This window comes from Actinophytocola sp., from assembly GCF_036002505.1.
Classification (GTDB): domain Bacteria; phylum Actinomycetota; class Actinomycetes; order Mycobacteriales; family Pseudonocardiaceae; genus DASYTH01.
Map to the genome: position 1 here is coordinate 25283 of NZ_DASYTH010000179.1, position 10467 is coordinate 35749.

General features: G+C 72.5%; 8 protein-coding genes. 3 read left to right on the forward strand and 5 right to left on the reverse strand.

Annotated elements, in window-relative coordinates:
- Positions 1-114 precede the first annotated feature (114 nt).
- Positions 115-2901, reverse strand: a complete 2787-nt coding sequence (locus tag VGR06_RS15190; protein ID WP_327559714.1) for an ATP-binding protein — start codon at positions 2899-2901, stop codon at positions 115-117.
- 92 nt (positions 2902-2993) lie between these two features.
- On the opposite strand from VGR06_RS15190, the gene VGR06_RS15195 reads away from it, so the two are divergent.
- Positions 2994-4049, forward strand: coding sequence for a class I SAM-dependent methyltransferase (locus tag VGR06_RS15195; RefSeq protein ID WP_327559715.1), 1056 nt, complete (start codon positions 2994-2996; stop codon positions 4047-4049).
- Positions 4050-4051: 2 nt separating this feature from the next.
- Here the strand turns inward: VGR06_RS15195 and VGR06_RS15200 are convergent, their stop codons facing one another.
- The 3 genes from VGR06_RS15200 to VGR06_RS15210 form a co-directional block, all read right to left on the reverse strand.
- Positions 4052-4321 (reverse strand): GlsB/YeaQ/YmgE family stress response membrane protein, encoded by a 270-nt coding sequence (locus VGR06_RS15200; protein WP_327559716.1) that lies wholly within the window; start codon positions 4319-4321, stop codon positions 4052-4054.
- Positions 4322-4426: 105 nt separating this feature from the next.
- Complete coding sequence (locus VGR06_RS15205; protein ID WP_327559717.1) at positions 4427-5668, reverse strand: MFS transporter; 1242 nt, start codon at positions 5666-5668, stop codon at positions 4427-4429.
- On the reverse strand, positions 5665-7059 hold the full coding sequence (locus VGR06_RS15210; protein ID WP_327559718.1) for a beta-glucosidase: 1395 nt from the start codon (positions 7057-7059) through the stop codon (positions 5665-5667). The genes VGR06_RS15205 and VGR06_RS15210 overlap by 4 nt, the downstream gene beginning before the upstream one ends.
- Before the next feature lie 121 nt (positions 7060-7180).
- Here VGR06_RS15210 and VGR06_RS15215 point away from each other — a divergent pair, with 121 nt between their 5' ends.
- Together VGR06_RS15215 and VGR06_RS15220 are read left to right on the forward strand one after the other, a co-directional pair.
- Positions 7181-7807: a hypothetical protein gene (locus VGR06_RS15215; RefSeq protein ID WP_327559719.1), complete on the forward strand. Its 627-nt coding sequence runs from the start codon at positions 7181-7183 to the stop codon at positions 7805-7807.
- A 229-nt stretch (positions 7808-8036) separates the two neighbouring features.
- Entirely contained in the window at positions 8037-9689 is a 1653-nt protein-coding gene (locus VGR06_RS15220) for a GMC family oxidoreductase (protein ID WP_327559720.1), read from the forward strand.
- Here the strand turns inward: VGR06_RS15220 and VGR06_RS15225 are convergent.
- Positions 9617-10467 (reverse strand): alpha/beta hydrolase (locus VGR06_RS15225; RefSeq protein WP_327559721.1); only part of this gene is annotated, 851 nt, incomplete at its 5' end. The genes VGR06_RS15220 and VGR06_RS15225 overlap by 73 nt on opposite strands.

Consider the following 10467-nt stretch of genomic DNA (forward strand, 5'->3'; position numbering starts at 1 on the left):
GCCATGATCGCCAGAATGGGAGCGAGACGCTCATATACGAGCGTCTCGCTCCCCTATCGCTGATCATGGACACCTCCCCAGACCCAGCCCGCTGACGAGCCGTGCGACAGCCGCTCAGGCGGGGAGGGGGCAGCCGAGGGCGGTCAGCTCAGTGCGGCCCTCGGCTGCGCGGTCGTCGAGGAGGAGCAGGGTGCAGGCGCGCTCGAAGCGGGCGTCGAGGTGTTCCCAGGCGGTGACGGAGCGTTCGAGGGCGGCGCGGTCGCCGGTGAGCCGGCTGGTGGCGCGGTCCAGGCAGGCGGCGGCCCAGGCGTTCTCGGCGGCGACGGGGGTGGCGGCGGCCAGGCGTTCCGCGGCGTCGGGGGTGCGCGCGGCGGCGGCGACCTCGGCGGCGAGGGCCCAGGCGTAGGCGTCGTAGTACCAGTGCGGGGTGGTGTACCAGTCGGGTCCTGGGGTGCCGGTGGTGCGGGCCAGGGCGCGGTCGAGGTCGCCGAGGTGCAGGGCCACCCGGGCGTCGGCGAAGGCGGAGAACAGGTCGAGGTTGCGGTGGGACAGGGGGTCCGGGCCGCCGATGACGGTGCCGGCGCGGTCGCGCCAGGTGCGGTAGCCGCCGAGGTCGCCGCGCAGGCCGTGAGCCAGGGCCATGGCGTAGACCGCCGGGGACATCCAGCGGGCGGCGGGCCGGCCGGCGCGTTCCCAGGCCCGCCACATCACCGTGGCGTGGGTTTCCGCCTCGTCGAAGGCGCCCTGCAGCACCAGCGGGAGGACGAGCTGGCTGGCGGAGTTGTGCTGCTGGCCGAGCATCACGGCTTCCAGCTGGACGCGGCGGGCGTTGGCCACGGCCGTCGGCAGCTCGCCGGCCATCAGCGCGAACTCGTTGGCCATGTGGAAGATGTCGGTGATCTCGAAGCCGGCGCGGGGGTCGTGCCGGGGGAGGCGGTCGAGCAGCCTGACCCGCTCGGAGTTGAGTTCGAACGCCGCGCGCATCCGGCCGGTGCGGGCCAGCGTGCAGGTGACCGCGTCCAGGGCGCCGCTGATCAGGGCCGGATCGCCCACCGCTCGGGCCGCGGCGAGGGCCGCTTGGGACAGCTCGTGGTCGGGCGTGATCTTGGCGGGAACGCTGTTCCAGGCCCGGGCGGCGGTGAGATACGCGGCCACCACCGGGTCGCCGGGCGGGGCGATCTCGGTGGCGGTGTCGAGCAGGTCGCACAGCTCGGCGTGCGGGATCTCCTCGGGGAAGTCGGCGGGGGCGCGGTCGGCGATGGTCACGGCGAAGGCCAGCGCGGTGGCATGGGCGGCCGGGTCGCCCGCCGACTTGGCCCGGTCGGCGGCCTCCACCAGCAGGGCGAACGCCTGGTCGCCGCGCATGTTGGCGAGCGCCACGTCGGCGGCCAGCCGGAGGTCCGCCGCGGCGTGCGCGTCGGTGGCGGCGCGGGCCGCGGTCGACCGGTAGTGCTGGCCGGCTTCGACCATGAAGCCCCGGGCGTAGCTGAGGCGGCCGAGGGCCTGGCCGAGCTGGTGCGCCGTGGGGTCCGGGCCCGGCGGGGCGGCGGTGAGTGCGGCGCGCAGGTCGTCGGCCACCGCGTCGAAGTCGTCCCGCCAGGGCTTGCCGGCGTCGATGCGCTGGGCCAGCTCCTCGGCGGCGAGGGCGGCCCAGGACAGATGCCGGGCCCGGGTGTCCGGCTCCTCACCGGCCGCCTCCAGCTTGGCCAGTGCGTAGGCCCGCACCGTCCCCAGCAGCCGCCACCGGCTGCGCGCCCCGTCCCGCCGGTGCACCAGCAGGCTCTTGTCGGCCAGCCGCCCGATCAGGTCCGCGACCAGGCCGCGGTCGCCCGGGGTGACCGCGGCCGCGCCGTCGAGGTCGAAGCCGCCGGAGAACACGCCGAGCCGGCGGAACAGCGCGCGCTCGGCGTCGTCCAGCAGGTCGTGGCTCCAGTTGATCACGTCGCGCAGCGAGCGGTGCCGGTGGTCGGCGCCGCGGCCGCCGGAGAGCAGCTGCAGGTGGTCGGCCAGGCCGGCGATGAGGCCGTCCACCCCGAGCGAGGCGATCCGCGCGGCGGCCAGCTCGATGGCCAGCGGCATGCCGTCCAGGCGGGCGCACAGGGCGCCGACCAGCGAGTGCTCGTCGGTGAAGTCGGGGTCGGCGGCGGCCGCGCGGTCCAGGAACAGGGCTTCGGCCTCCGAGCCGAGCGGGCCGCCGGTGTCCGCGGACACCAGTGACAGCGGCGGCACCCGGATGGTGCGCTCGCCGGGCACGCCGAGTCGCTCGCGGCTGGTGGTCAGCACGGTCAGCTCGGGGCAGGCGGTGAGCAGGCGCTCGGTGAACGCCGCCGCGGCGTCCAGCAGGTGCTCGCAGTTGTCCAGCACGAGCAGCATCGGGCCGCGGCCGAGCTCCTCGAGGACCACCTCGTCCAGCGGCTGCTGCGGATGCTCGGTCACGCCGAGGACGGCGGCCGCGGCCTGGGCCACGAACCCCTCGCGGACCGGCACCAGGTCCACGAACGCGCCGCCGTGCGGGAACGAGCCGGCGGTGCGCTCGGCCGTCGCCGCGGCCAGCCGGGTCTTGCCGACGCCACCCGGGCCGACCAGGCTCACCAGCCGCGACTCGGTGAGCGCCGCGCCGATCGCGGCGAGCTCGCGCTCCCGGCCGATGAAGCTGGTCCACGCGACCGGGCGGCCGACCAGCTCGCCGGCCGGTTTGTGCGCGGTGTGCGCCAGGTCGGCCAGCGCGCGCCGGTCGTCCACGCCGAACTTGCGCAGCAGCGAGGAGACGTGGCTTTCCACGGTGCGCACGGAAATGTGCAGCCGGCCGGCGATCTGCGCGTTGCTCAGCCGGTCGCCAATGGCGGCCAGCACTTCGGCCTCGCGCTCGGAGACTGCGGCGGCCGGCACAGCTCGGTTCATCGTGGGCCCCAACGAAATCCGTGACGACTCCGTGGTCGGTAGGTGGTCGGCTCGGATGTCTGAGCGGACCCTACCAGGGAAAACTACCAACTATGACCACTCTGGACGCGTGGGAGTTATCCGAGTTCACCGATCGCTTAATCGCGGACCTCGCGGTGGTGGCGCACGCGGCGACCGTGGTAGCCGGTGACCGGCTGGGGCTGTACCGGGCGCTGGCCGACTCCGGGCCGGCGACTCCGGCCGAGGTGGCGGCGGTGGCGGGGTGCGACGAGCGGTACGTGATCGAGTGGTGCCACGCCCAGGCGGCGGCCGGGTACTGCGAGTACGACGAGGAGACCGGCCGGTTCTCGCTGTCCGAGGTGCAGGAGGCGTGCCTGGCGGACGGTCCGGCGTCCCTGTCCGCCGGCATGATGATCGCTGGCGCGCTGTTCAAGAACGAGGAGCCGCTCGCCGAGGCGATCCGGACCGGGGGCGGGTTCGCCTGGGGTGACCACCACGACGACCTGTTCGCCGGTCTGTCCCGGTTCCTCCGCGCCGACTACCGGTCAAACCTGGTGAGCTCCTGGATCCCCGCGCTGGACGGGGTGGCCGCGCGGCTGTCCGCCGGCACCGCGGTGGCCGACGTCGGCTGCGGCCGGGGCGCGGCGGCGATCCTGCTCGCGCGGGCCTACCCGGCGTGCACGGTCACCGGCTTCGACCCGCACCGCCCGTCGGTCGAGGCCGCACGGAAGGCCGCGGTGGACGCCGGGGTCTCCGACCGGGTCAGCTTCGAGGTCGCCTGTGCCCAGGACTTCCCAGGCTCCGACCACGGTTTGGTCTGCACGCTGAACGCGTTGCACCACATGGGAGATCCGGTCGGCGCCGCCACCCACATCCGCTCCGCGCTCGCCCCCGACGGCACCTGGCTCCTGGTCGAGCCGATGGCCGGTGAGTCCGTCGCGGACAACCTGGGCGAGGTCGGCCGCCTCTATTACGCACTGTCCACCCTGGTCAGCACCCCCGCCGCCCGCGCCCAACCCGGCGGCTGGGCCCTCGGCGCCCAACCCAGCGAAGCCCAACTCCGCGGCGTCTGCCGGCGCGGCGGCTTCACCACCTTCCGCCGCGCCACCGAAACCCGCCTGCACCGCGTCTTCGACGTCCGCCCGTGACGTTATTGCGGCTGCCGGGTTTTCGTGCCGGAGAGCGCGGCGACGCCGGCGCCGGCGAGGCCGACCTGCATGGCGAGTTCGATCCAGTCGATGCCGGCGGTGTCGGCCACGCCGAGCACGGTGGCCGCGGCGGTGCCCAGGAACGCGGCGACGACGCCGACGAAGATGGTCAGCAGCAGCGAGACGTGCTGCCGGCCGGGTACGACCAGACGCCCGAGGCCGCCGACCGCGAGCCCGATCAGCAGCGCCGAGATGATCCCAGTGATCTCCACGAGATGTCCCCTCTATCGCATGGGTGAGTAGCCATGACTCAGGATCGCGTCACGGCGCTGCCCGGCGAATCCGGAACTTCCCCGAGGTGCCCCTGATTCGGACCCCTAGCGGACGGAGCGGATCTTGTAGACCAGGACGGCGCCGCTGAGGGCGAAGGCGGCGGTGACGAGGTAGAGGACGGGGTAGCCGCCGAGGTGGGTGACGATCGGGGCGGCGAGCGCGGGGGCGATCACCTGGGGGAGCGAGTTGGCGATGTTGATCACGCCGAGGTCCTTGCCGCGGTCGACGGCCTGGGGGAGGACCTCGGTCAACAGGGCGAAGTCCACTGAGGTGTAGACGCCGAAACCGAGCCCGAGCACGGCCGCCGCGACGAGAGCGCCGGTCCAGGTGGGGAAGCCGGCGAGGATGAGCGCGGCGATCGACACCACGATGCCGGAGACCAGCACGAAGATCCGGCGCCGGCCGAGGCGGTCCGAGGCGATGCCGCCGACCACCACGGTGAGCAGGAGGGTGGCGGCGTAGGTGGCGGTGAGGATGAACACGCCGCCCTCGGGGTCGGGGCGGTGCACGGCGTCCTGCAGGAAGTAGAGCAGGTACACCAGGGGGAGGGCGTTGCCGAGGTTCATCAGGAACCTGGTGAGCCAGGCCCAGCCGAAGTCGGGGTGCAGCCGCGGGTTGATCCAGAACCCGCGCAGGAACGCCCGGGTGTCCCAGGCCGGCCGCAGCGTGGGGTCGAGCACGGTGTCCTTGCGCAGCAACAAATAGGGTATGACGGTGACGAGCAGGAAGACCATGACCGCCAGGTAGCCGCCGACGAACCCGCCGACCGCGGCGGCGAGTGCGGAGCCGGCGACCACGCCGAGGGTCTGCGCCACGCCGAGCCAGCCGCCGACCATGCCGCGCTGCCGGTGCGGAACCTGGTCGGGGATGGCGGCGACGAGTGCGGCCAGCATGGCGTTCAGGGTCACCTGGACCAGGCACCAGCCGATGATCATCACGGCCAGGTTGGGGGCGGAGGCCAGCAGTACCAAACTGAGCGCGCCGCCGAGCGCCCCGACCGCGGTCCACGGCAGGCGGCGGCCGAACCGGGACACCGTGCGGTCGGAGAGCGCGCCGAACAGCGGGTTGGACACCACCGAGAACGCCGCGCCGATGCCGACGACCACCCCGAGTGCGGTCTCCTTGTGGCCCGGCGCAAGGGCTTCCGCCTGCTTGCCGAGCAGCACCTGGATCGGTCCGAACCACCCGGCGTACAACCCGACGCTGGCCAGCGAGATGGCCGCGGTCCACCGCACCTTGACCGGCTCCGTCGGCTCCGCGAGCGCGGTGACCGCCGCGGTGCTCACCGCGTCGCCTTGATGAGATCCCGGTACCAGTAATAGGAATCCTTCGGCGTTCGCTTGAGCGTCGCGTAGTCGATGTGCACCAGGCCGAAGCGTTGCGAGTAGCCGACCGACCATTCGAAATTGTCCACAATGGACCAGACGAAGTAGCCGCGGACGTCCACGCCCTCGTGAATGGCTGCGCGCACCGCTTCCAGATGCGCGTCCAGGTACTCGATCCGGCGCGGGTCGGCCACCCGCCCGCTCTCGTCCGGACCGTCGTCGTAGGCACAGCCGTTCTCCGTGACGTACACCGGAGGAAGCGCGTCGCCGTATCGTTCTTTGAACGTCGTGAGGATCTCCCGCAACCCGTCCGGCACGACCGGCCAGCCGAACCCGGTGGTGGGAACGCCGTCAATCGGTGGGAAGCTGAACGGAAGCCCTTCGGGGACGATCGTGTCAATACCGACCCCCTGCAGGGGCCCCACCCCCTCCGGTCCGTCGATCGGCACCGCCGCGGCCGCGCCCGGCGCGCCGACCCGGCTGGGTTGGTAGTAGTTGATCCCGTACCAGTCCAGCGGAGTGGAGATCACCTTCAGGTCCTCCGCCACCGGTCCGGGCATGGCGGCGGCCAACTCCTCGGCGGGGTAGCGGCCGCGCAGGACCGGGTCGGCGAACAGGCCGTTCACCAAGGCGTCAAAGGCATCCGCCGCGCCGCGGTCCGCCTCGGAGTCGCTGGCCGGCCACACCGGAATGTGATTGTTGGCGATCCCGATGTTGCCCGCGCCGGCCGCCCGGAGCGCCTCGACGGCCAGACCGTGGCCGAGAAGTTGGTGGTGCGCAACGGGAAGCGCGCCGAACACGAGCGCCTTCCCCGGCGCGTGCCCGCCGATGCCGTAGCCGAACAGGGTGACCACCATGGGCTCGTTGAGCGGCATCCACATCCGCACCCGGTCGGCCAGCCGCTCGCCCACCACGGCCGCGTACTCGGCGAACCGGTATGCGGTGTCGCGGTTCAGCCAGCCGCCGAGATCCTCCAGGGCCTGCGGCAGGTCCCAGTGGAACAGCGTGGCCGCGGGCGCGATGCCGGCCTCGCACAGCGCGTCCACCAGCCGGTCGTAGAAGTCCAGCCCGGCCGGGTTGACCGCGCCGCTGCCGGTGGGCACGACCCGCGGCCAGGCTAGGGAGAACCGGTACGCGCCGACGCCGAGGTCCCGCATCAGCGCGACGTCCTCGGGGTAGCGGTGGTAGTGGTCGGTGGCCACCGCGCCGGTGTCGCCGTTCAGGATCTTGCCGGGTGTCGCGGTGAAGGTGTCCCATGTGGACGGTCCACGGCCGTCCTCGCCGGCGGCGCCCTCGATCTGGTAGGCGGCGGTGGCGACACCCCAGAGGAATTCGGCGGGGAACGCGGTCACGGGGCCACCTTTCAGAAACGTGAAAAGAACTCACAGAAGCATGCCGCCGGCCGGCGCGCCGGGTCAAGCGGAACCTCATGCACCCGCCCGGTGTATGTCAAGCATGCGAAGGACAACCCGAATGGCCGGTGGCGCCGTGGCGGCCGCCGTGCTGGTGCTCGCCGCCCCGGTTCCGGCCTCGGCCGGCGGGCCGACCAGCGTGCTGATCGTGTCGCCCGGCCGGCAGGCCACCGCGTCGCTGTACACCACCGACGAGGCCTACACCCGGCTGGAGAAGCTGCTCGGGGACAACCCGACCGCCGATCCGGCGGCCCCGGACCTGCACGGCGGGCCGGGCACCGACGCCATCAACGTCACCTGGCTGGCCCACGACGTGTGGATCTGGCGGGTCGACCGGATCTTCACCGACGCGCCGCAGGGTCCGTGGGTCGAGACGTTCATGCCCACGGAGAGCGGCATCGATTTCAGCAAACCCGGAGTGCGCCACGCGCCGAGCGACAGCGACGGGCTGATGACCCTGCTCAGCGCGTTGCGACTGCTCGGCGAGCCGCCGCCCGCCTACGCGGGCGCCAAGGCCCCGGTCACCCAGCAGCAGCCCGCCCCGGCCGCGACGGTGTCCGAGAGCGCGCCGCCCGACCGCGGCTGGCTGTGGCTGGTGCTCGGGATCGCGGCCGGCGCCGTCCTGGTGATCGGCTTCCGCCCGCTGGCCAGGCGGCTGCGCCCGCAACTAGCCTCGGGGCATGGCTGAACTCGTCAGTAACAAGGACCCTGAGCGGGCCGGCGGTGTCTGGACTGACGAGCAGCGCAGGGCGCGAGCGTCAGCGAGTGACCGAGCAGCGCAGGAGGGAAGACACCGCGTCAAGGCCCGCTCACGCGAGCGGAGCGAGCCCAATGTCACTGCCCGCTCCCGCGAGCGGAGCGAGCCCAATGTCACTGCCCGCTCCCGCGAGCGGAGCGAGCCAATTCAATACGACGTGGTGGTCGTTGGCTCGGGGTTCGGCGGCAGCGTCGCGGCGCTCCGGCTGACCGAGAAGGGCTACCGGGTCGCCGTGGTCGAGGCCGGCCGCCGGTTCGCCGACGACGAGTTCGCCCGGACCTCCTGGGACCTGCGCAACTACCTGTGGGCGCCGGCGCTCGGGTTCTTCGGCATCCAGCGCCTCCACCTGCTCAAGGACGTCATGGTGCTGGCCGGCGCCGGGGTGGGCGGCGGTTCGCTCAACTACGCCAACACGCTCTACCGTCCACTCGAGCCGTTCTACCGGGACCGGCAGTGGGCGCACATCACCGACTGGGAGTCCGAACTGGGCCCGCACTACGACCAGGCCAGCCGGATGCTCGGGGTGGTCACCAACCCGCTGCACACCCCGCACGACGATGTCATGCAGAAGGTCGCCGCGGACCTCGGGGTGCCGGACAGCTACCACCCCACCCCGGTCGGCGTCTACTTCGGACGCCCGGGGGAGCGCGCCGCCGACCCGTACTTCGGCGGCGCCGGGCCGGAACGCACCGGTTGCACCGCGTGCGGCTCGTGCATGACCGGCTGCCGGGTCGGTGCGAAGAACACGCTCGTGAAGAACTACCTCCACCTGGCCGAAAACGTCGGCGCCACGATTATCCCGATGACCACGGTGACCGGGATCCGCCCAACCGCAACGGGTTTCGCGGTCGACGCGCGCAGGACCGGCAAGCGCTCGCGGCGGTTCCGGCACACCGTCAGCGCCGGGCAGGTGGTGCTGGCCGCCGGCACCTGGGGCACCCAGAACCTGCTGCACCGGATGCGCGACACCGGCGCGCTGCCCGGGCTCTCGGCCCGCCTCGGCGAGCTCACCCGCACCAACTCCGAGGCGATCCTGGGCGCGGCCCGGCCATCCGTCGACCCGGACCGCGACTTCAGCCGCGGCGTCGCGATCACGTCGTCGATCCACCCGGACCCGGCCACGCACATCGAGCCGGTGCGCTACGGCAAGGGCAGCAACGCCATGGGGCTGCTGCAGACCATCGCGACGGACGGGTCGTCGCCGGTGCCGCGCTGGCGGCAGGCGCTGAACTTCGTGGTGCGCCACCCGATCCAGACCGCGCGGCTGCTGCAGGTGTACCGGTGGAGCGAGCGGACGGTGATCCTGCTGGTGATGCAGACGCTCGACAACTCGATCACCACCTACACGAAGCCCGGCCTGTTCGGGCGCCGGCGGTACACGTCGAAACAGGGCCATGGCGAGCCGAACCCGAGCTTCATCCCGGTCGGGCACCAGGCCACCGAACTGGCCGCGAAGCACATCGAGGGGATGGCCGGCGGGACGTGGGGAGAGCTGTTCAACATCCCGCTCACCGCGCACTTCATCGGGGGCTGCCCGATCGGCCTGTCCCCCGAGGACGGCGTGATCGACCCCTACCACCGGGTGCACAACTACCCCGGGCTGTCCGTCGTGGACGGTGCGGCGATCACCGCGAACCTCGGCGTGAACCCGTCGCTGACCATCACCGCCCAGGCCGAGCGCGCGTTCTCGTTCTGGCCCAACAAAGGCGATCCCGACCCGCGCCCGCCCCAGCCCGAGGATTACCGGCGCCTCGAGCCGGTGCGCCCGGCGCACCCCGCGGTGCCCGAGGGTGCGCCCGCCGAGCTCCGGTAGGGAAGCAATGTCACATTGCTGCCCTCATCGAAGAAGTCGATCAACCTGGGAGCCAGCAGGGTCACGTCCACTTGATGGGTCTGCCCGTCGAGCGTGCGCTCCGCCGCACCCGGAACGGCCCCGGCGAGGGCGTGCGCGGCGTCCTTCAGCGCCGGCAGGGTGTCGCCGCCGGCCATGACGAGCACGGGCACCGTGACGACGGGCGCGCGCTGGAGCACCGAGCGGTCGCCGCCGATGGTGTTGTCGTAGATCAGGGTGTGCGCGATGGCCTCGAATCCTGACCAGAACGGCTGGGTGCGCATCCCGGCGATCACCTGGCCGGGGATCTGGGGTCCGTTGGCCATGAAATGGGCCACCGCATCACCGCGCTGACCGGCCTCGACCAGCCTGGTCAGCTCGGGGACCATGGCCGCCGCGTGCGTGCCGTCGAGGTCCAGCGGCGGTTCGTACATCGCCAGCCGCCTGACGCCGAGCCCGCGTGCCGCCGCCTCCAGTCCGATCAGCGCACCCGACGACATGCCGTACACGAACGCCGAGCCGCCGGCCTCGGTGATGATCGCCGCGAGGTCCTCGATCTCGCGCTCGACCGCCCATGGCTGGGTGTCGCCGCTGTCGCCGCGGCCGCGGCGGTCGTAGCCGAACACGGTGAAGTGCGGCGCGAGCAGTTCGGCCAGCGGCATGCTGGTCTGCCGGTCGCAGAACGCGCCCTCGACGATGATCACCGGCGGCCCGTCGCCGTACCGGTCGACGACGATCGTGGTGCCATCCTGGGAAGTTG